21 protein-coding genes and 1 pseudogene are annotated in these 22,019 nt (G+C 39.3%); 10 read left to right on the top strand and 12 right to left on the bottom strand.

Annotation, left to right across the window (positions count from 1 at the left end):
• Positions 1-91: 91 nt before the first annotated feature.
• Positions 92-628, bottom strand: a complete 537-nt coding sequence (locus HYU69_08470) for a hypothetical protein (GenBank protein ID MBI2270376.1) — start codon at positions 626-628, stop codon at positions 92-94.
• A gap of 226 nt (positions 629-854) precedes the next feature.
• Between HYU69_08470 and HYU69_08465 the strand changes: the two genes are divergently transcribed.
• A complete protein-coding gene (locus HYU69_08465) occupies positions 855-2,477 on the top strand; it encodes a hypothetical protein (protein MBI2270375.1) in 1,623 nt (540 codons plus the stop codon).
• Between the two features lie 119 nt (positions 2,478-2,596).
• Here HYU69_08465 and HYU69_08460 read toward each other — a convergent pair whose 3' ends face one another.
• From HYU69_08460 to HYU69_08440, 5 genes are all read right to left on the bottom strand, one after another.
• Positions 2,597-2,902 (bottom strand): hypothetical protein, encoded by a 306-nt coding sequence (locus tag HYU69_08460; protein MBI2270374.1) that lies wholly within the window; start codon positions 2,900-2,902, stop codon positions 2,597-2,599.
• 37 nt (positions 2,903-2,939) lie between these two features.
• The gene (locus HYU69_08455; GenBank protein ID MBI2270373.1) at positions 2,940-4,217 is read right to left on the bottom strand and encodes a dihydroorotase; all 1,278 of its coding nucleotides are present in this window, start codon (positions 4,215-4,217) and stop codon (positions 2,940-2,942) included.
• Positions 4,218-4,240: 23 nt separating this feature from the next.
• Positions 4,241-6,304, bottom strand: coding sequence for a BatA domain-containing protein (locus HYU69_08450; GenBank protein ID MBI2270372.1), 2,064 nt, complete (start codon positions 6,302-6,304; stop codon positions 4,241-4,243).
• A 65-nt stretch (positions 6,305-6,369) separates the two neighbouring features.
• A complete protein-coding gene (locus HYU69_08445; GenBank protein ID MBI2270371.1) occupies positions 6,370-7,197 on the bottom strand; it encodes a DUF2400 domain-containing protein in 828 nt (275 codons plus the stop codon).
• 120 nt (positions 7,198-7,317) lie between these two features.
• A complete protein-coding gene (locus HYU69_08440) occupies positions 7,318-8,331 on the bottom strand; it encodes a hypothetical protein (GenBank protein ID MBI2270370.1) in 1,014 nt (337 codons plus the stop codon).
• Between the two features lie 259 nt (positions 8,332-8,590).
• Between HYU69_08440 and HYU69_08435 the strand changes: the two genes are divergently transcribed.
• From HYU69_08435 to HYU69_08410, 6 genes are all read left to right on the top strand, one after another.
• Positions 8,591-9,718, top strand: a complete 1,128-nt coding sequence (locus HYU69_08435) for a hypothetical protein (GenBank protein MBI2270369.1) — start codon at positions 8,591-8,593, stop codon at positions 9,716-9,718.
• Between the two features lie 88 nt (positions 9,719-9,806).
• The gene (locus HYU69_08430) at positions 9,807-11,090 is read left to right on the top strand and encodes a hydroxymethylglutaryl-CoA reductase (GenBank protein MBI2270368.1); all 1,284 of its coding nucleotides are present in this window, start codon (positions 9,807-9,809) and stop codon (positions 11,088-11,090) included.
• Entirely contained in the window at positions 11,087-11,770 is a 684-nt protein-coding gene (locus HYU69_08425) for a phosphatidate cytidylyltransferase (protein MBI2270367.1), read from the top strand. Before HYU69_08430 ends, HYU69_08425 begins: the two co-directional genes overlap by 4 nt.
• An 11-nt stretch (positions 11,771-11,781) precedes the next feature.
• Positions 11,782-12,645 carry a fatty acid desaturase gene (locus HYU69_08420; protein MBI2270366.1) on the top strand — a complete coding sequence of 288 codons (864 nt, stop codon included), beginning with the start codon at positions 11,782-11,784 and terminating at the stop codon, positions 12,643-12,645.
• Positions 12,646-12,649: 4 nt separating this feature from the next.
• Positions 12,650-13,231, top strand: a complete 582-nt coding sequence (locus tag HYU69_08415; GenBank protein MBI2270365.1) for a CDP-alcohol phosphatidyltransferase family protein — start codon at positions 12,650-12,652, stop codon at positions 13,229-13,231.
• Positions 13,228-13,950, top strand: coding sequence for a phosphatidate cytidylyltransferase (locus HYU69_08410; protein MBI2270364.1), 723 nt, complete (start codon positions 13,228-13,230; stop codon positions 13,948-13,950). Before HYU69_08415 ends, HYU69_08410 begins: the two co-directional genes overlap by 4 nt.
• Positions 13,951-13,993: 43 nt before the next feature.
• Here HYU69_08410 and HYU69_08405 read toward each other — a convergent pair.
• From HYU69_08405 to bamD, 6 genes and pseudogenes are all read right to left on the bottom strand, one after another.
• A pseudogene (locus HYU69_08405) lies at positions 13,994-15,295 on the bottom strand (MFS transporter).
• Positions 15,288-15,938 (bottom strand): ABC transporter ATP-binding protein, encoded by a 651-nt coding sequence (locus HYU69_08400; GenBank protein MBI2270363.1) that lies wholly within the window; start codon positions 15,936-15,938, stop codon positions 15,288-15,290. The pseudogene HYU69_08405 and the gene HYU69_08400 overlap by 8 nt, the downstream one beginning before the upstream one ends.
• Before the next feature lie 48 nt (positions 15,939-15,986).
• Positions 15,987-16,880 carry a DUF4835 family protein gene (locus HYU69_08395; protein MBI2270362.1) on the bottom strand — a complete coding sequence of 298 codons (894 nt, stop codon included), beginning with the start codon at positions 16,878-16,880 and terminating at the stop codon, positions 15,987-15,989.
• Between the two features lies 1 nt (position 16,881).
• Entirely contained in the window at positions 16,882-18,078 is a 1,197-nt protein-coding gene (gene coaBC / locus HYU69_08390; protein MBI2270361.1) for a bifunctional phosphopantothenoylcysteine decarboxylase/phosphopantothenate--cysteine ligase CoaBC, read from the bottom strand.
• A 57-nt stretch (positions 18,079-18,135) separates the two neighbouring features.
• Positions 18,136-18,462: a DNA-directed RNA polymerase subunit omega gene (locus HYU69_08385; protein ID MBI2270360.1), complete on the bottom strand. Its 327-nt coding sequence runs from the start codon at positions 18,460-18,462 to the stop codon at positions 18,136-18,138.
• 5 nt (positions 18,463-18,467) lie between these two features.
• On the bottom strand, positions 18,468-19,283 hold the full coding sequence (bamD, locus tag HYU69_08380) for an outer membrane protein assembly factor BamD (GenBank protein MBI2270359.1): 816 nt from the start codon (positions 19,281-19,283) through the stop codon (positions 18,468-18,470).
• A 182-nt stretch (positions 19,284-19,465) separates the two neighbouring features.
• Between bamD and HYU69_08375 the strand changes: the two genes are divergently transcribed.
• From HYU69_08375 to HYU69_08365, 3 genes are all read left to right on the top strand, one after another.
• Positions 19,466-20,707: an aminotransferase class I/II-fold pyridoxal phosphate-dependent enzyme gene (locus HYU69_08375; protein ID MBI2270358.1), complete on the top strand. Its 1,242-nt coding sequence runs from the start codon at positions 19,466-19,468 to the stop codon at positions 20,705-20,707.
• A 41-nt stretch (positions 20,708-20,748) separates the two neighbouring features.
• Entirely contained in the window at positions 20,749-20,925 is a 177-nt protein-coding gene (locus tag HYU69_08370; protein MBI2270357.1) for a histone H1, read from the top strand.
• Between the two features lie 115 nt (positions 20,926-21,040).
• Positions 21,041-21,469 carry a hypothetical protein gene (locus HYU69_08365; protein MBI2270356.1) on the top strand — a complete coding sequence of 143 codons (429 nt, stop codon included), beginning with the start codon at positions 21,041-21,043 and terminating at the stop codon, positions 21,467-21,469.
• The last annotated feature ends 550 nt before the right edge of the window (positions 21,470-22,019 follow it).

The raw sequence follows: 22,019 nt of genomic DNA, 5'->3' as shown, positions 1-22,019 counted from the left end.
TAAAATTATGGACAGATAAAAATTATATCACTGATTTAAATTAAGGATAGCATAATTACGAAATTGAACCAGCTTCCTTAAATCCAAAAGACTACTTTTTAAGAGGTTGTACTTTAGCCAACACCGGAAAGCGCAATTGCGCGAGGTAAAAGGATCCGAACAGGATCGTGTTGTAGAACAAGTCACCCAATAGGGTCATGCGAAAGAATGGCACACCCAATACATAAGCACTCAGCATTCCGGAAGTTCCGTTTGGCATACCCTCTGCAGCCCATACACCAAAATTAGTGATCAAAAAGAAGATCACGGAAGAAGCCAATGAAGCAATAAACAAACTTCCGGGTTTTACCCTGTCACGCAAACCCCAACCAATGAATCCTGTTATCGCGAAAGCAACATACACATAGATCATTGTGTTATGGAAGCCAATGATAAAGTCACTGATAAGCATAGCAACAAAAGGAATAATAAACGCCATGCGCTTATTACTCATACAGGCCCCTCCAAACAAAGCCATGGCGGCAATAGGGGTAAAATTCGGGATGTGTGGAAATATACGGCTTGATGCAGCTATAAAAACAACCGCAGTTATAAACAGGAAACGGGCATTCAGGTTTGTTGAGTTCATAGTATTGATGTTATCCTACAAAAATAAGAGATTTTATCCCTTTTAAAAACAAAAGGGCATTAGTTTTTAAACATATTGTTATTTATATCAAACCAATACAGATTTTTGAAAACAAAACCGCCTCCAAGAACACAGAGCCGGGTTGTGTTCAACATCTGTTCTTTGCGAACTTTGCGCCTTTGCGCGAAACCGCTATGAAGAATACTTTGTTGTACGTCAAAGAACAATGTATATTAGCAGCACTTTGAAAGCCTCCAATAAATACACTCTGCTGATCTCCTACCTTGCACTCGCCTTTGGATTTTATCACACATCATTGGGCGTTTATTTTCTTTCCGACGATCTTACCCAGATACACATCATGAGCAAGTTTGGCCTGGCAGGGGTAACACACAATTTTGATATTGCCTTTATCCGACCATTACCTTATATCTTCATGGCCATACTGCATGACCTGTTCGGACACACATCCGCCATGCCCTATCATGCCTGGAACATTATTATACATGCACTCAATTCCTGGTTGGTGTTTTTGCTATATGTAGCCTGGGTGAAACGTTATGCTGAAAACACTGGCTATACCGTTGTTCCCGGTATTATTGCGGGTCTTTTATTTCTCGCTCTGCCCTATCAAAACGAAGCCGTTACGTGGGTAGCCGCGACTGTGGACCTGATGGTTACTGCATGGACCTTAGTTACCATCCTTCTATACTTAAAATACAGGACAGAAAAAAATAAACGCTACCTCTATGGGTCATTACTTGCATTTTTTATGGCCCTGATGTGCAAAGAAGCGAGCCTATTTATTCCTGTACTGATTTTTATATCTGAATGTATTGAATATTGGCCGAAACGCTATTACAGCAAGCCTTTTAAAACAACTTTATTGTACGCAGCCTGGTTCCCTTTGTATATTTTTATGCGGTACTTCTTTCTGGGAGAACTGATCGGTGGTTACCATGAAATGCATACCGTTTTCAGTCCATTACTGCTGGTGTGCAATGCGGGCCTGTATACGGCCAAGTTCTTTGCTTTTTATCGCTTGCTGCCTGATGGAATAAGAGAAATACTGAAACTCATTATACATAACAAGATCATTTTAGTTACCACTGCTTTATCGACAACCATTATTATCCTTTACTTCCGCAACCATTTTAAGCAGCTTTTCCTGAATAAGTCTGCTCTATTGCTATTCATGGCTTTTTATATTTCCCTTATCCCTGTAATTAACCTCGAAACATCTTTCATTGGCGATTCGCAATCTGACAGGTACGGATACCTTCCTGCAATTTTCTTTTTGATGTTATTGACTTACATGCTAAATGAAGTTTTAAACAGGAAAGTGCTGTTTGTTATATCCGCCTGTTTAATGATATGGTTTTATACCGGTGTGCAGACAATAGGATCCAACTGGGTTGCCGGCAGCGCTATTGCCGAACCTATGATAAAAAAATTCGTCCCTGCAGAAGGAACCGCTTATATTTTAAATTTACCCGACAACTATAACGGAACTTATATGTTGCGAACAGGTTTCGCAGACGGAGTTTCATTAATATATGAGAGAGAGCTTACCGGCCAGATCAAAGTACTGTCTTATCACCCGATACAATCCGCAAACGACTCTGTTCGGGTTACACCATTGGGGGAGAACGCGTTTGAAGTACGACTTCTCGCTCCTGCCAATCGCTTTTACTTTATTGAAAAATTATTCTCAAAAAATCCGAACACGAGCTTGTACACTATTTTAGAATATTCGAACACCGGTTTTGTAGTGCAATTTAAAAAGATTGAAGCAGGTGACGCCTTATATTATTATAGTGCAGGGAAGTTGAGAGTTGTGAGCTTATAATGCGGGAAAGATGTACACAGAGAGCCACGGAGGATTCACAGAGAACCACAGCGTGATCTCCTTAGCCATTTTACTCTGTGCTTCTCTGTGAATCCTCTGTGCAACTCTGTGAAATAAATCTACAACGCATGCGAAAACGGGTGCAGCTCCCCGTTCATAACTCCCATTTTTATCGCAGGATCATTATTCATTAACTCTTTCGCTGCATCCATATCTTTGGCTGTGAATATGGCAATACCAAAAGTCAAAGGATCTTCCACAGAATAATCCGTTCTGCCGGCAAGTATCAATTGTTCCTCTTCTTTTAGTTTTTGTAAATAATTAAAGTGTGAGGTAATAATGTTTCGGGTTTCTTCCGTCCAATTGACTTCCCGCGTGTACTTTGGCAGAAGCTTCAATATATATATAAATTTTTTCGATTCCATTTCCAGCAGGAAATATTACCCGGGAACAATGAGATAATTACTTTACGGAAACTAACACCTTCTTATTATATATTCCCAGGGCTTTCCCTTTAAATTTTGTTCCGAACAAAGGTGTGTTTTTTGATTTGGAATGAATGTTCTTTTCTTCAAAAGTCCATTCCAATTCGGGATCAAACAGGGTGAGGTTGGCTTTGGATTCTTCTTTTATGGTTGGTACTTCGAGGTTAAACAAAGTACGGGGGTTGACGGAAATTTTTTGCACCAGTTCTTCTGCCGACAATGTTTTACCCAGGTTTGTATTCAGCAACGCATACATGGTCTCAAGTCCTATGATTCCGCTGGCTGCGTGATCAAACTCTACCATTTTGTTCTCAATATCTTCAGGTGAATGGTCAGAAGTAATGCAATCAATGGTTCCGTCGGCAAGTCCTTTTTTGAGGGCTTCAATATCTGCTTTTGTGCGTAGTGGCGGGTTTACCTTGTAATTGGTTTCAAACCCTTTCAGTAAGCTATCATCCAGCGTTAAGCTGTAAGCATTTACAGATGCTGTAATGTTGAACTTGCGTGCTTTGGCTTTGCGTACCAGGTCGACCGATTTAGCGGTTGACAGAGAAGCAATATGTATCCTGCTTTCAGTGTATTCGGCAATGTTTATGTTGCGCGCCACCATTAACTCTTCAGCAAGCGCAGGTATTCCCTTTAATCCAAGCATGGTGCTGGTAGGACCTTCATTCATCTTGCCACCCAGCGAAATGCTTTTTTCATCGCAAAAAGTGAGTATAACGCCATTAAAGTTTTTGGCATATAAGGATCCCCGCATCAACAGGCCCGCGTTTGATTCTGTCTTCTTACCATCAGTGAAGCCAACAGCGCCCGAAAGGTGCATGTCATACAGCTCGGCCATATCTTTCCCTTCCAGGTTCTGCGAGAGGGCTCCGATAGGATACACATCAACACCATTCTTCTTCAGGCTTTTTGCTTTATTCAGTATATACTCTACTTCCGATTTGGTATGTATGGGAGGATTGGTTGACGGCAGGCAGGCTACTGCTGTAAATCCGCCAAAGGCTGCAGCTTGTGTACCGGTGTTCAGGTCTTCTTTATATTCAAATCCAGGATCGCGGAAATTTACCTGCATATCGAACCAACCCGGTGATACATGCAGATTACCAGCCTGGAAGATTTGAACACCTTTTTTATCAATATTTTTCGCGATGGACTGAATTACTCCATCTTCAATTAATATGTCAACTGTTTTTCCGTTGTGTGGTGAGTTGGGATCGATTACCCGTACTGACTTGATGAGTAGACTCATTCTTTTTTATGTAGCGGTGTCAATTAGCTTTTCCAAAACCTCAGCAATGCTATTTCGAATGCTATAAATACCAGTGCAAATATAATACAAAGTTTCCATAATTTTTTACCCTCGCTGATTTCGCTGAGCGCGGCTGTTATGTTCTGGCTGGTACTGTCAAGAATATTCAGGTTAGTTAAACCCTTTGCCTCAAATAAAGCCTTTAATTCTTCGTTTTTATATACCGACAAATCAGACTCATTCCTGTTATAGTTGAATGCTATTCCCATCAGGTTCTCTTTGTACATATTCAGAAAGTAATTACCCGGCTCCTTTACCTGTTCGTGTATAAAAACATTCACTTTCCCATCCAAAACACGATGTTCGGGTATGATCTCAAATTTTTTATCGTCCGAAGTAAGTTTAAATACACCTTCACCGTTTGAACTGATGCCGGGTATTTCGATCACTTCATCACTACCAATGGTATAACACAACTTGTATTGCGGCTGACTATACAATGCCGCCTGGTAAAGAGTGGGAACAAAAACAGCATGTTTGGTAAAATTACTCCAGGTAATACTTAAGGGCACCGCGAATAAATACACCTGTCCTTTACCAATATGGTAACGGCTTAAAAAGCTGTTTCCATCCTGCAAGCGCAATAAGTTTTCTTCGGTAGAACGCGAATTTTTACTGATCACGTAATGAGAAAAAACTACGGGCAGATCAATATTCCCTGTCTTTTTTTCAAATACATCCCGGTAAATATCAGCCGCGTAGTTTATCTGCTCCACTTTTGTATTTGTCGTGTCAATTTGCTCATAATAATTGGTGCTGAAACCGACTAAAAATTCCTTGTACGAATTAAGATCAGCCTGATCGGATGGAAATACGATCAAATTACCTCCGTTCATTGCAAACTTATTCAGTTCCTGCGCCAATCCCGATGAAATCGTCTTAAGCTCGTTAAGAATGATCAACCGGTAATTATTTAGTGTTGAATAATCAATATGTGTTTCGTCGGAATTGGTCAGAACAACAACAGAATCCCGGCCAAATAAGGATCTTAAATAGGGATTTGTATTATCGGGCGTCGACTTATCCGCAGCATTAATGCTAAGAACAGGTATTTGTTTTAAAACATTGTATGAAAAATAAAATTTATCATCGAAGGTTACAGGGTAATCATTCAGCTCAACCCTTGCGCTTTGTATCCCTGCTTCTGTTGTAACAAATGATAATACAGTATCAAGATGTGAATTGGCTCTGAGATTAAAACTTGCAGGTGTTTTTTGCTGGTTGTTCACGAATAATTTAACAGGAATGTTCTCATAATCTTTATCGGAGCTATTTTTGATGCGGACATATAACTGCTCAGCCTGGTTGAGCCTGCGTACCGGTGAAGTAAACCAGCAGGAATCAATGTAGAGGTTATTGCGTTCTTCCGCTGCAACAGGCAACAGATTTATCCTGATGCTTGTATCATTCTTTATTTCCCCTTTATCAATTATACTTTTCTGGAAATCGGAAATTATAAAAGATGTTTTATTCTTTGAACCGGAATTGTTCAGCACATCCGCCTGGCGCGATACCACCTGTTGAATATTTTTAAAGCCTGGTGACAATTTAAGTTCATCTACTAATTGCAAAAACTCCTCCCTGTTCACTAATCGCTGGTGTCTGCCCTCAAAATCATTGGTCAATAATTGGAAACGGTCGCCTGGCTTGTAAGCCGACACCACTTCGGAGGCCAGCTTTTTTGCCTCATCCATCAGCCGTCCACTCTTGCTCACGGCATCCATACTGAAGGAATTATCAATGTATACACTAACAACCTGCTCTCCGGCAGCAATTTTTTTATTATCCAACGGCAGATAAGGCTGTGCAAAAGCGAATACAAGAAAAGCAACTGTGAGAATCCTCGCCAGTAATACTAATAAATGTTTTAACCTGGAGCGAGACTGCGTTTCCAGCTGCACCTCTTTTAAAAAACGAACATTCGTAAAATAAACTGTTTTGTACCGCCTGAAGTTGAACAGGTGAATAATTACAGGAATGGCAATTGCAAATAAAGCGTAAAGAAAGGAAGGGTTTACAAACTTCATACGGAGGTTAAAGATAAGGACAAATTGCTTCGGTCGTAAACAACTTCCCTGCAACGACAATACTATTAAAAACCTTCGAATGCGCCGAGCCCAAATAAGGCAAAATCATATTTAACAGGATCGATCGGGTCAAAAGAACGAAGGTTATTGGTTAATTCTTCAACGGCCAACCAGTCATTTTGTTTCCGTTTAAGCAATCCTAACTTGCGGGCCACATTACCGGTATGAATGTCAAGCGGACAGCAAAGCATCGCCGGCAAAAAACCCTCTCCCCGGAATTTATCCCGACAAAGGAGGGTGGGAGAATAGGATTTATCCGCCGAAGGCTTGGCGTAGGCAGGCCACATCCCAAAATCAACGTCCCTCCTATCTTTCCTCACCATCCATCTTAAGAACATATTTATCCGCTTGGCGGACGAACCTGCAACCGGATCAGAAACATGCTTCATTGTTCGTGCAGGATGTTTTAGCTCAAAGAATATCTTCTTAAAATTTGAAATTGAATGCTTCACATCAGCAGTTACACTAAATACTTGCTCCAGTCCGCCATGCTTCAAATAAATATTTTTTAATGCCTGAATAAAATATACACAATCAACTCCATTAAATGTCCTGTGAACAAATGGTGCGAGCCGTTTTAATTCTTTGGCCGAATGATTCAACACAAAATCGCGCGGACTATTATCCATCAACTTCATCAGCTTGTTCGCATTTCTAATAATCGTAACACGCTGACCCCAGGCAATAGTAGCTGCCAGGAAGCCTGATATCTCAATGTCTTCCTTCTTACTGAACTGATGCGGAATGGAAATGGGATCTGTTTCAATGAAAGACGAACGATTGTATTGATCGTATTTTTCTTCTAAAAATGAATGGAGTTCTGCGCGCGACAGCTTTGCGGTATTTTTACCAGGAATAATCATGTTTCGCTTTTATTTCCCTCGTGCCCCGTCCCTCTTTGCCTGCCGAATCTGCCTGAGGCGGAGTAGGCAGGGTCACTCGCCCCCTTACTTTCAGCCATTTTTAATCTTGTCCCTCAATTTATCAAGCAATTCAAATTTTAATTTAAAAAATTGATACCTGTATTTCTCAGATGTTCCGCTAATCAATGTTGCTTTTTTAATTAGGTTTTTCAACCACTGGTCAGTTTGCGCACAAAAGCTGGCCGAAGTGCTGGTCATGAAGTTAAGCGTGTGGTATGAAAGGTATGTAGCCTGGATATTGCCGAGGTTGACCAAAATGCAATTATTGCCGATCGTTACATCGCTTCGGTACAGACTGTAATTATCCTTGTTCGCTGCAATTTCATTTTCATTAATAAATTTTGTTTTTAGTTCAGCTTGCTTCTCCATGTGTTTTATCATCTGCTCTACCTGACCGGTAATTAGCAAAGCATCTTCCTTATTCTTAAAAAGCCCCGACTCCCAGAAAAACTCAACCTGCTTAAGTGTACCGTTAATTGTATCGTCCGTCCATATTTCAATCGAAGGAACCTTGTTATACAATTCAATGATCTCATGTCCTGTTTTAATCCATTCTTTTGGAATGAGCGACATATCAAATTTCTTCCTGTCTGTAAACGGAGCGTTCAATATCTCTTTGTTCCAATAGAAATATTTAAAGGCAGAAAGTTCATCAAAGCAAAAGTGATGAAAAACAGGGATATCTTCGGCTGCATATATGATTTGCGCCCCATCAAATGAACCAATCTTCTTCAGGTCGTTGCGCAGGTCGGTCAAATAATTCTCAAAGGCCTTCGTATCACTATTTAAAGGACGGATACCAAATGTTATAGTATTGGGATTTTCCTCGCTTACAGGGGTAAAAGGTATTTTATAATGCCTGCATATTTTCACCACTTCATCTATAGAAAGGGCCGTTTCACCCCGAATGCGCCGGTATGCACTATCCGTACTTACTTCCAACAAGTCACTCAGCTCATCGGCAAGCGAAATATTTTGAGGTAACGCATCCTTCAGTTTGTTAATAAACTCGGTTTGGACAGTATAATTTGCCTTTTTGCTCATGTTTTGACTTAAAAATGTTTAGTAAACGGTAATTATTGGGGTTATATTCTTTTGCAATTTATAATAATTAACCGAAAAGCACTTGCAAAAAATGCAAAAGTTGTTCAGTGGGTCAAAATGCACTGTTCATAACCGCAGTATTTACTTCAATTCAAAGTCCACCCGCGTTTAGCCGTTTTAATTGCGCTCCATGTGGAAGTAGTTTTGTTTTATCAATCAACAAAAACAAATTAAACCAAAAACTTAAAAACCAAAAAAAATGAAAACAACAAAAAAATTTATGCTTGCGATCGGAATGATAACAGCATTGAGCATGACTACAGTAGCACAAAATTTGAAACTAGAAAAACCGGCACGAACAAAAGTGACCGTGCTCAACATCGATTCGAAAGGAGTAGGAATTGATCCTTCACAAATGGGAAATCTTGTCCGCATTGAACTTGACAAGCTGGATACATTTGAAGTAATGGACAGGTATGATGTTAGCTATGTGATCGAAAAGAACGCGTTGAAAACAGACAATTGCTATGGCAAACTTTGCATGGTTGAAATGGGCAAAGTGATCAAATCCGACAAAATGTTTACAGGCAGTGTTGAACTCATCGGTCAAAGCATTTTGATCACAATGCGGTTGATCGATGTACAAAAGGAAACCATTGAGAAAACACAGGTAGTTGAGTTTCTGAACATATCGCAGGAAATACCGGCGATGATCAACATAACAATTCGTAAAATGTTTGGAATGACAAATGACAATAACCTAGTGGCAAAATTGACCAAACGCTTCGATTATGAAAGTTTAACCAATAACCCTACTGAAGAACAACTCCGGTTAAACGGTACGCGCATGGGTTTTACTTTTCTCACGGCCCAAACCGCGAAATACATCATGTCATCTAAAGATAAAGGGGGCTTTGGTATGCAATACCCTGCGATGTTCCAGTTTGGGTACCAGTTCGAAAAGCAATACCTGAACGCTGGCCGCATGCAGGCCTTATTCGAATTCATCCCGATGATCTCGGGCCTTGATCATGGATTGATAATACCAAGCATAACATTAATGAACGGGATACGTGATAATCGCTATGGCTGGGAATTTGCTTTCGGTCCAACAGTAAATGTCATCAAAAAGGCAAAAGGTTATTATGATAACAATGAATGGAAATTGGAAAGCGAATGGAAAGGTGACCCGGCAAGTCCCCTACCTGCAATGATCGAGCGCATTGATAGCCGAGGTGAACTTACCTTAAACTGGGGTTTTGTATTCGCGGCGGGCCGTACATTTAAATCGGGAAAATTGAATATTCCGGTAAACGTACATGTTGTACCAAGCAGCGATGGCATACGATTTGGAGCTTCGTTCGGGTTTAATGCGAAAACGAAGTAGGTTAATAACTATGCCATTATCCACACAAACTGAGAATCAAAAATTTCACAAAGGATTTTTAATATATATTTAATATAAAATAACTGCTATGTCAAGTTCAACTGAAAAAACAAATAGAGCTCTGCACATTCTAAATACTATAGATGATGTAGATCTTCTGATCGAAAATATTAAAAACAAATCTGCCAATGAAATTCCGAAAGTTAGTTTTTCCACCGAGGAGATGGCTTCTGCAGAGGGTCAACAAAAACGACTTGGGGTATTAAAAACCGAAACAGACAAGTCAATGGATATTCTTTCTGGCAAAAAGCATTTCGGAGACATAAAGTCATTTGATGGGAACATAGAAAACTACATTGGTATGACTCAGGTTCCTACCGGGATTATTGGTCCTTTGGGTGTTCTTGGCTCGGCTGCAAAAGGAGATTTCTTTGTCCCTCTTGCTACAAGCGAAGGTGCGCTTGTAGCATCTTACCATCGGGGAGCAAAGGCGACCAAGATGAGTGGCGGTATTACTTCCGTTTGTCTTGTCGAGGGCGTTCAGCGGAGCCCTGTTTTCAAATTCGACAATGTAGGTAATTTGGGACTCTTTCTGATTTGGGCTTTAAAACAGATGGATGTTTTCAAAAAAATTACTGAACAAAGCAGCCGATTTGCAAAACTGAATAATCTGAAATCGAACATAGAAGGAAATCATCTCATATTAACTTTTGAATATTATACAGGGGATGCTTCGGGACAAAATATGGTAACACTTTGTACTGATGAAATTTGCAAGTATATTATTGGGAATGCACCTGTTAAACCCATAATTTGGTTCATAGAGGGCAACTATTCCGGTGACAAAAAAGCGACTGCTCTTTCATTTACAAATGTTCGTGGCAAAAAGGTTACTGCCGAAGTTGTTTTATCAAAAGCAGTCGTTGTCAGCGTGTTGAAAACTACTCCTCATGCAATGGAACAATATTGGCGAACATCCACACTTGGAGTAATTCAAAGTGGAGCAATTGGTGCACAGGGGCATTTTGCAAACGGACTTACAGCCTTATTTATTGCCACCGGGCAAGATGCTGCTTGTGTTGCTGAAGCTGCAATTGGAATTACGAGAATGGAATTGATTAACAATGACAGTTTATATGCAAGTGTTACACTTCCGAATTTGATTGTCGGAACTGTTGGAGGAGGAACTTCTCTTCCTACCCAGCGTGAATGTCTAGAATTAATGGATTGTTATGGAACAGGGAAAGCAAGAAAATTCGCAGAAATTTGCGGAGCATTGATTTTAGCTGGTGAACTTTCTATTGCTGCCGCACTTTCAGCGGGACATTTTTCAGCAGCTCACAAAAAATTCGGAAGAAAGAAAAATAAATGAGCTGGGATATTATAAATATGTTGATTCTTGCACTCTCCTTCCTGACACTATTCGGAACGGCTGAACTTTTACATCATTTAATAAAAGTGAAAGCAGAATTTACAAGAAAATTTGTTCATATTGGAACAGGTTTTCTCACATTACTATTTCCTGTAATGTTAGGTAATCACTGGCTGGTATTTTTGCTTTGTTCAGGTTTTGCCATACTACTTATCTCTAGTTTAAAATTTAATTTATTGAAATCAATTAATGCAATTGATCGCGAATCATTTGGCAGCATTGTATATCCAGCATCTGTTTATTTATGTTACTTAGCTTTTGATTACACAAATCATCAATATTTATTTTTTTATTTGCCAATTTTAATTCTTGCAGTATGTGATCCAATTGCTGCATTAACAGGAAAAAAATGGCCGAAGGGAAAGTATAAAATCGGCAAAGATGATAAGACCCTGATGGGTTCATCCATGTTCTTTTTAAGTGCAATGTTGATTTGCTTATTATTATTCATGCAAGTTAAAGCCAGTTATAATAATGTTAATATTATAATCGTTTCGTTTGTTATTGCCTTAACTACTGCTTTAACCGAGGCAATAAGTATAAAGGGGTATGATAACATCACTATACCGGCTTCAGCATTATTGACAATGTTTTTATTAAACAATTTATTATCATTTTAAAAATAAAATTCATGTTAGAAAAATTCAATTTTGAAAAGCAAATAGAGGCAGAACTACGGAAGTATAAATGGATAATACCAATTGCAACCCTTTTTACTGCAGGATTGCTTTTAAAAGGAATTTGCATATGCATTAATGGGTTTCGGTCAGCTTATTATTGGACAATTATACCGGCTGCATTAATGCTTCATTCATTTTTCATTGTTGTAATCCATGACGGTGCGCACAAAGCAATCACCCGCACAAAGCTCGATCGTTTCATTATGAATATTGGTGCAGCTTTTATGTTACTTCCATTCTATGCCGAACCATTCAGGAAATATCATTTGTTTCATCATGTTAATACAAATAATGATGTCGATCCTTTGTGGCCAGATTTTAAAAAGGAATTGTATTTAAAAAAAAGATGGCTATATATCCTTTGTGAACTTATTCCGTTAATTTTTACATTCATTTTATTGTTAAAGGGGAGGAAAAAGAATTTAGGAGAATTAAAATATCATTCATCAAATCAACTTTCAATAAGTATTCCATTTATACTTTTCTCAACCTTAATTTCAACAGCAATAATTTGGTACAGACTTCCTCCGATAGGATTTATACTCGGCACATTGTTTTCAGTGAATATTGTTAAGCTATTAAGACATTGGTGCGAACATATGGGAACTAAAAAAAATAAAGAAAGCAACACGTATTGGTTTCCACTTGGTATGGGAATTGGGAATCATGAAGCACATCATCAATATTCACATTTCTCATGGATAACTATGATGATAGGGCTATATCCCAGAAAAAAAGATACGAATCCATTTAAAACATTACATGGAATACTATTTGATAAATCATTTTCACATTACAATGAAATTAAACAGTAAAAACATGAGCAAAAACAAAATATTTAATATACCTAATGCATTGTCCGCATACCGGATTGTTGCCATACCCTTTATTATCTGGACAATAGTTACAGGGGAAAAAAGGCTATTTATAACCTTACTTTCCATTAATTTAATTACAGATATTTTGGATGGTTTGATTGCTCGAACATTTAAACTGGAAACCGAATTTGGAGCACGTTTGGATTCCATAGCAGATATTGGCACCTATTTAATGGCCTTTTCAGGAATGATCGTACTGGAGAGCGATTTTGTAAAGGAGCATCAGTTTGTTTTTATGCTATTAATACTATTATTTATTTCTTATGAAATTGTTTCACTGATAAAGTTTAAACGAACTCCGAGTCTTCACCTGTATTCAAGTAAAACCGTTGGTTATATTCAGGGAATATTCATTTTTACATATTTCCTTTTCGGCTACAATTCGTGGTATTTTTATTTTATGATTACATGTAGTTATCTCGCTTATATTGAAGCCCTGACCATTATATTTCTTATACCTAAACTACGATCAAACGTTAAGGGAATTTACTTTATAATAAAAGAGCATAAAAAAATCATATGATGAAGTGGCATTTGCTTTATATTGTCGCTGTTTATTTTTCATTAGGGGCAATTGGCATATCTTTTATTAACCGGAAAACAACTGATACCAAAGAAAAATCTAACAGGTGGTTAAAATATTTCATCTACTTTATCATTGTAAATGGAATTGTATTGAGCCTGTTATATGACATCGGATTTAGTTTCGTTGCAGCAATCATTTTAATAATTGGCTTGTATGAAATAATTATGGTGTGGAAAACTACACAGTTAAAGAACAAATCAATACTTTTTATTTCAATTACCATATTTTTATTCTTTAGCTTCGGTTTTCTCCAATATTCCTTTATAAAAGGAGATCATAAGCAATTATTTGTTTATGTGTTGGTATTTACATTTGATGGGTTTTCGCAAATTACCGGACAATTATTTGGCCAACATAAATTCCTGTCAAAAATCAGTCCTAATAAAACACTGGAGGGCGTTTTAGGAGGATATATTACTTCGATAATTACTTCTATTCTGATTGGGCATTATTTCGGCCTTTCACTCCTTATGTCAATTTTATTTTCTTTGCTTATATGTACAAGTGCTTTAGTGGGAGATTTAATGGCTTCCCATTATAAAAGAATTTGTGGGGTGAAAGATTATAGTAAAGTCATTCCCGCCCATGGAGGAATATTAGATCGGTTTGATAGTTTTATTTTGGCAGGCACCACATATTGGTTATTGAGTTTATAGAAAAACCGAAGGTTATTTTCGAATAAATTGCATGCCCTCAATTTTATAAATCCAACTCCCTCAACTTAGGCGCAACTTTATAAGTAGTCAATACAACTCCCAATGTCATACAGCCACCAAAAATCACAGAGGGAATCAATCCCATCAATTTGGCCATCGTTCCTGATTCAAACTCTCCTATCTCGTTAGAGGAACCAATAAATACACTGTTTACAGATGACACTCTTCCGCGCATTTCATCAGGTGTCATTATTTGTAGTATGGTTGATCGTATTACAACACTTATATAATCAACAGCACCAGTTATGACCAAAAACAACAGAGATAAATAAAAATTGGTCGACAACGCAAAGGCTATAATAAAAATGCCAAACAGCGCCACGTTGCGTAAAAGCCTCATTCCCGCTCCTTTCCTGATCGGATTAAATGTTAAAACAACCGCCATAATTACAGCACCAATGGCAGGTGCAGCACGTAAAAAGCCAAGGCCCTGCGGACCAACATGTAATACCTGGTCGGCAAAAATGGGTAACAAGGCAACCGCGCCACCGAACAAAACAGCAAACAAATCGAGTGAAATTGCTGCAAGTAAGATCTGGTTGGAAAACACAAATTTTATTCCGGCTGTTATGCTTTTCTTCACCGATTCACTGCGATCTTTTTTTGCAGCAGGCCGAGCCGGTATGAACAGGATGTATATTAATGATGATTATATTAAGACTATGTCAATGGCATACGAAGTAGTGAATCCCAAATAGGCATACAGAATACCTGCAATAGCAGGACCGGCCACAGCACCGGTTTGCCAGGCCGAACTGCTCCACGAAGCAGCACTCACATACAATTCTTTTGGAACAAGCTGAGTTAAAAATGAAGAATAAGAGGGACCCAGAAATCCACGTGATAAACCAGTTATAACAATGGCTGCATAAATGGGTAAAGTGCCATAATTTTTAACATTGCTTTCCAGGTTAATTGAAAAATAAAATAGTGCAAAAGTCCCGATAATTAAAAATAAGGTTGCACAAATAATAATTCTCTTCCGGCTGATGATATCAGCAACGTGCCCCGCGAATAAAGCGATACAAATGAACGGGACAGCTTCAGCCAAACCAATAAGTCCGAGTTGTAATGGATCATGGGTGATCTTATACATCTGCCATTCAACAATAACACTTTGAATAAGAATGGCAACAGTTAAGGTAAATCGGGCAAGTATAAAGAAACTGAAATCGCGGATACGAAGGGCTTCAAATGGGTCAGACTTTTTTTTCACATTTAGCTTTTGTAAAATGCTGTAAGCTTCACAACCAACAACTAAGAAATAATACCAACAATCACACATGCCGGCCATCCTTTAAAACAAATCTGCGGTCGGAAAGCTTGGCAAGCTCTTCGTTATGCGTAACAATGATGAATGTTTGTTTCATCTGGTCGCGTAATGTAAAAAACAGCTGATGCAGCTCTTTTGCAGTTGCCGAATCAAGGTTTCCTGAAGGTTCATCGGCCATAATAACGGAAGGCTTGTTTATCAGTGCCCTGGCCACAGCAACGCGCTGCTGCTCTCCGCCCGACAATTCGGAAGGCTTGTGATTCAACCTGTCCTTTAACCCCAAAAATTCAAGCAGCTCAGTTGCCGCCTTCTGCGCATCTTTTTGTGAAGTGCCGGCAATGAAGGCCGGAATACAAACGTTCTCGATCGCTGTAAATTCAGGTAATAAATGATGGAACTGAAAAACAAAACCAATATTTTTATTCCTGAACTCTGCCAGCTTTCGGCTGTTCAACCCTGTAATTGCCACTCCGTTTATTTCAACACTCCCGGCATCGGGCCTGTCGAGCGTCCCCAATATATGCAACAGTGTAGTCTTACCGGCTCCCGAGGCACCTACAATAGAGATCACTTCACCCTGCATCACGGCAATATCAATTCCCTTTAATACTTCTAATGAACCGTATGACTTATGTAAGTTAGTAGCCGTTATCATTTAATCTTCTTTAATTCAACCCAACCCGATCCCTGTTTTTCCATAAGCTCAGTTGGCAGTCAGTATTTTCTGATACTTATTGCTGTTGGCAGGATCAACCTGATTAAGAATATTTACCACTTTTGTTTTTTCATCAGGAAATGCCCCTGAAAAAATATTGACCAGCTCATCGCCTTTGGCATTAAAGAATACCTGCAAAGTGAATGATGCAGGACGGGCCTGGTAGGCCTTCTGTAACAGAGTCATGTTCTCGACAATAACAGCTTTACCCTGATCTTTGGATTGAGCCATGACATCCAATCCGAGGCGGTGATATTTATAATTAAATTCACGTATAGGCGCGTAAACGGGATCAAGCAGATTATTCACCATCCAATACCGGTTACGCTGACTCTCGAACGATTTCCAGCCTTTGGCTGCTTGGTCATTCTGCGCATTGTTTACAATAGCATTTGCTTTCTGGAAATAAGGTGTCCCGCCATTTAGTGAAAAAGAATCATAATCCAGTCCGATAATCATGTTGGCATAAAATGCCAGAACAGAGGTGAGATTGGAAATGTGTGTAGTTTCATTGAATTCCAGGGGTTGAGATTCAACATAACGAAACTGAAATTCCTGGTCGATATAATTAAACAACACAGAGTTGTAGGAAGCTTTATAAACCGGCCTGCGCGATTGTATTTGTATCGTGGCCTTGAAATCATCGGAGCTGCGTTCGGTTACATTGATCAGAATGCTGCACTCAATACGTTCATCATTCTTATAAACATCCCTGGTCCATCGCGTGTTATTCACGAACTCGAATATGGCCTTTTGCATCGTTTCATAGATCCGCTTGTCGCCCTGGATCTGAGACGTAAGCACCTGTACCACACAGTTAAGTTCCTGGGCCGAAACGAAACCGGAAAAAATAATTAAAAGAAAAATAAATAATCGCCGCATTTTAAATAAAATCAATGATCTTTTTTACAACATCCCGTGCCACTTCTTTCTTGTCTTTCAACTCAAATTTAGTGGTTTTATTGTTCTTGTCTATGATCGTGATCTTATTGGTATCGCCTTTAAAACCTGCACCTTTATCTTTCAACGAATTCAATACAATAAAATCGAGTTTCTTTTTTTTAAGTTTTTCCTTGGCGTGCTCCAATTCATTATTTGTTTCAAGAGCGAAACCCACTAATACTTGCGAAGCTTTCTTTTTGCGACCCAATTCGGCAAGAATATCAGTTGTCGGCTTTAGTTTAATGGCAAGATCATCGCCTTTCTTTTTTATTTTCTGTTTGGCGGTCACCGAAGGGGTATAATCAGACACGGCAGCGGACATTACAACAACATCGCTTGAAGGAAAAGATCTCAAACACTCATCCAGCATTTCCTTTGCCGATGTGACATGGATGAGCCTTATGGAAGTATTTCCTGCTGTTTGCATAGTCGGGCCGCTTATCAGCACCACCTCCGCGCCCTGACGGGCAAGTTCTTCAGCGATAGCAAAACCCATTTTACCGGATGAATGATTCCCTATAAAACGGACAGGATCAATAGCTTCGTAGGTGGGACCGGCAGTAACCAAAGCGGTTTTACCGTTTAACGGAGCTTTTTTTTTTAATTCTCCGGATATAAATTCAACAATAGTCTCCGGTTCAGCCATGCGACCCTCGCCATGCAAGCCGCTGGCAAGTTCGCCGGTATCGGGAGCTATGATTGTATTCCGGAATGATTTTAATTTAGTGATATTATTTTTAGTGGCAGAGTGTTTCAACATATCCAGGTCCATAGCCGGGGCTATATAAACCGGACAGCGCGCGGACAAATAAGCGGCAAGCAATAAATTATCGCACAAACCCGCGGCCATTTTAGCAATGGTGTTGGCCGATGCGGGAGCTATGATCATAACATCCGCCCAAAGACCAAGCTCAACATGATTGTTCCATGTGCCATCAGTCGCGCTGTAAAATTCCAAATGAACCGGGTTTTTAGAAAGTGTAGAAAGTGTGAGCGGGGTGATAAAATCATTTGCGCAGGGAGTCATGATCACTTTAACAGCAGCGCCTTCTTTAACAAACAAACGGGTAAGTACGGCTGATTTATATGCAGCTATACTACCCGTTATGCCTAAAAGGATTTTTTTTCCGCGTAACATGACGAAACTGCCATGCTGGTCTCCGGCTTTAACCGGGACCGGGATGACAATGGTTTATTAAATATTTTCTACAACAGGTTTCCTGTAATAGATCTTATCTTCCAAAAACTCATGGACAGCAATGTCAGAAGGTTTTGGCAAACGCTCATAAAATTTAGAGATCTCAATTTGCTCCCTGTTCTCGAATATTTCTTCCAGGTTGTCAGTATGAGATGCAAACTCAGCCAGCTTGTTTGTCAACTCTTCTTTAATTTCGCTGCCAATCTGGTTAGCGCGCTTAGAAACGATTGAGATCGCCTCATAAACATTATTCGTTTTAACGTCAAGCATACGCAGATCGCGCGTTACTGTGGTGTTCTCCGCATTTGTTTTTTTGTAGTCCATGTTTATTATGATGTTTGAATTTTTAACTTTTGCTTTAATTTTAATGCTGAATCATAAATAGATCCGGCATCCTTTAAAAAACCGCTTTTAGGGTATTTGTCCACAAATTTCTGATACGCATCAACAGTTGATTGCAGGCGTTCCGCCTTTTTTGAATCGATGCTGTTTATGGTAAGTAAATAATTTGATTTCACCAACAGGAAACTTAATTCCTCATTGTATTTTGAATCAGGGTAATCCTTTGTAACATTCCCTATTGCTACGATGGCTGATTTATAGTTAGTGGTACGGTAATATTGTTTGGCTATTTCGTAGGCCTTTGTTTCAAGCTTATTACGGAGTTTACCAATAATTTCATTGGCTTCGGCTACCCTTGCACTTTTAGGAAACTGATTAACGAATGTCTGAAATTCACGGATGGCCGCGCGTGTATCTGTCTGATCCAAACTATATCCCGGTGATGTGAGGTAATAACAATATGCGCTCATATACAGGCACTCTTCGGTCTTGGGACTGTTAGGAAAAGACCTGGCGAAATTCTTAAAATGATAACCCGATAAAATATAATCGCCTGTATTGTAATTAGAATACGCATAATAATACAAAACCTTTTCGCCGTTCTCGGTTCCGCGGTAAACAGTGATTAATTCTTCCAACAAAGGAAGTGCACGGGTATACTGGCCTTTATCATATGCTTTAATGGCATACTCGTACTTCTGCTCGATCGTTCCTTTTTTAGCTATCCTGGCATAATTATCACAGGCCGGTAATATTAAAATTAAGGTGCTAAGTGATAAGAAATATTTAAAGTGCTTCAGCATATTTATTTTAAAGGATTGCAAAGATAATATAATTTGTTGAAATCTAAGCATTTAACTTAGCTTTAATTTTTTCATTATCAATGTGTTACGTTGTTAGTATTTAAATTTTGAATATTTTGATAATATCGCAGAATCCGCTTAATTTCGTACATTAATTAAATTTTAAGTCAAAAAAGAGGATGATCGATTTATTTGAAAAAATAAAGAGTAACAGGGGGCCGATAGGTCAGCACGCGAAAGAATCACATGGTTATTTTACTTTTCCTAAACTTGAGGGTGAAATAGGTCCACGTATGGTTTTCAGGGGAAAAGAACGTTTAAACTGGAGTCTTAATAATTATCTTGGTTTAGCCAACCACCCGGAAGTCAGAAAAGCAGACGCTGAAGCGGCTCAAAAATACGGTTTCGCGCTTCCAATGGGTGCCCGTATGATGTCGGGAAATTCCAACTACCACGAACAACTTGAAGCCGAACTATCTGATTTTGTTCATAAACAAGACACTATTTTGGTTAATTACGGCTACCAGGGAATGGTATCGGCCATTGATTGTTTAGTTGATCGTCATGATGTGATTGTATATGACGCTGAATCACATGCCTGCATACTGGATGGAGTTCGTTTACACATGGGGAAACGGTATGTTTATCCGCACAACGACATCACTTCATTGGAAAAGCAGCTTGAGCGCGCAACGAAACTGGCCGAAGAAACCGGCGGAGCCATTTTGGTTATTACTGAAGGGGTGTTCGGCATGAGCGGCGACCAGGGAAAACTGAAAGAAATTGTAGCGCTTAAAAAGAAATACCAGTTCCGTTTGTTTGTTGACGATGCGCATGGCATTGGTGTGATGGGCAAAACAGGCGCCGGAACAGGTGAAGAACAGGGTGTACAGGATGGCATAGACATTTATTTCGGCACATTCGCGAAATCGTTCGCTTTGATCGGCGGTTTTATTTCGAGCGAGGAGCAGGTGATCGAATACCTCCGTTACAATATGCGTTCGCAGATATTCGCCAAGGCTTTGCCAATGCCATTGGTGATAGGCGCTTTAAAACGCCTCGAGCTGATGTGTACGAAACCCGAACTAAGGGAGAATCTTTGGAAAATAACACATGCGTTACAGGACGGACTGAAAAAAGCTGGATTTGAAATCGGTAAAACACAATCGCCTGTTACACCGGTTTACCTGAACGGATCAATACCCGAAGCAACCAACCTTATATTCGACCTGCGGGAGAATTTCAATATTTTTTGTTCAATGGTGGTTTACCCGGTAGTTCCAAAGGGAATTATCATACTACGGCTTATACCAACCGCCGTGCATACACTTGATGATGTAAAATATACGATCGATGCATTCTCGAAAATCGTGGGCAAACTGAAATCGGGCCAGTACCAGGCCGACAAAATAGCGGCTGTTTAAATTATTAACCAAAATAAATTACTAACCAAAACAAAAATAACATGAACAAGTACGAAAACCTAAAGAACATCGTTGCTGCCATGGATGCAGATGTACAAAAATTTTATAACGGCAATGCCGCTGCCGGAACACGTGTGCGTAAAGCATTACAGGATGTTAAAAAAGCTGCCCAGGAATTCCGGATCGAGGTTCAGGAATTAAAAGCAAAAAATAAATAAACTTGCCGGCTTAACAGCCATCCTTTGGCATAAAACCAGGGTAAATTCTGACACTGTGATCAGGAATGGTATGGCGTATTACAAATAATAAAAACAAATTATAAACCAAACAGAAATGAAAAAATTAGTACAGGTTGGTATTACGCTTGCCTTAATGGTGAACGTGGCCTTTGCGCAATCAAAAAAGGTTCCGCCGGGGCCGCTTGATAAAAAAACCTACACTTGCGATGTAACTGAAGATGGCAAAAAGAAACCTGAAACAGTAAAGGATGATCTGAAGTTTGCAAGCGGCAAATTCTCGTGTAAGCTGTTGCTTGAAGAGGGGTTTAAAGCAACTCCTTATGAAGCCACAACGGACTCAACTGAAAAACCTTATGTAACAACATTTACCGCTACCGCGGAAGGTGAAAAAGAAATGGTTTATACCTGGGAAGGTACTATTACAGAAGACGGTATTGAGGGCACTGCCACTTTAACCAAAAAGGGCAAAACCAAAAAATCATATACCTACACAGGAACACAAAAAGGCAAGAAGACGAAATAAGTGATAATGTGTGCAAAAAAGGCCGCCATCGTTGATCGATGGCGGCCTTTTTTTGGTTGTTTCCGTTTAGCGTTTGTATTTATTAAAGATATTTCTCTCTTTCTTTTTTCTTGATAAAAAAGAAACAAAAAATCAAGGCTCACAGAAATTTTATAGCAAAGCTACGGGCCATTGGTGCCGCACGATTGGCGCACACAGGCTGTCGCTATTGACACACTAAACCCAGACCTGCAATCGCTTAGCTCAAGCCTGCACTTACCAATGCCCCTTGTTTGCCAATGAAAATTTCTGAAGGCCGACCTTTCTATATCTAAAATAAATTGCCTTTGGTAATAAATCAACCGACCTCATAAAATTTTCAGCTGAGCGCAAGCCTTGTGCGAAATCATACGGTGATTTAAGCGGTAGCCTCCCGAGTTTGACACTCGAATCGAGGTCGCAACCCTACAGCCCTTGTTAATGCTGCATTCTTGTTTGGATTTTAAAATTTTGTAGTGAACAAACATTAACAAAACGTTGTTAATACTTGCGTTTAGGCTTGTGATTTAAT

The organism is Bacteroidota bacterium (genome assembly GCA_016183775.1).
In the GTDB taxonomy this organism is placed as follows: Bacteria; Bacteroidota; Bacteroidia; order JABDFU01; family JABDFU01; genus JABDFU01.
The sequence above is the reverse complement of the archived record's forward strand: the minus strand, read 5'-3'. Positions and strand labels throughout refer to the sequence as shown.